The 206-nt window shown below is 49.5% G+C and carries 1 protein-coding gene; it reads left to right on the top strand.

The genetic code is table 11. The annotated features are described in order from the left end of the window. Window positions 1-206, top strand: a 206-nt coding sequence (locus Q0954_RS34995; protein WP_299466978.1) for a hypothetical protein, incomplete at both ends; no start/stop codon positions are given.

The raw sequence follows: 206 nt of genomic DNA, 5'->3' as shown, positions 1-206 counted from the left end.
AAGTTGGGGATTGCTTATGAGTTGTTGTTGATTGATTTAAACCAGTTAGCCGATGAGTTGGAGGCTTACCGCGATGCGGAGTTGGCGGATTTAGCGGGTAGCCAAAGCCAGGGTAAGCAGCCTAAACCAGTGCCCGCCGCGCTGCAAAAAGAATGTTTGGCTTTGTTGCGTTCGGCTGATTTGATGACGAAGCTAAACGAGCACAT

Source organism: uncultured Microscilla sp. (genome assembly GCF_947493425.1).
GTDB lineage: Bacteria > Bacteroidota > Bacteroidia > Cytophagales > Microscillaceae > Microscilla.
This window is presented reverse-complemented; position numbering and strand designations above follow the sequence as displayed.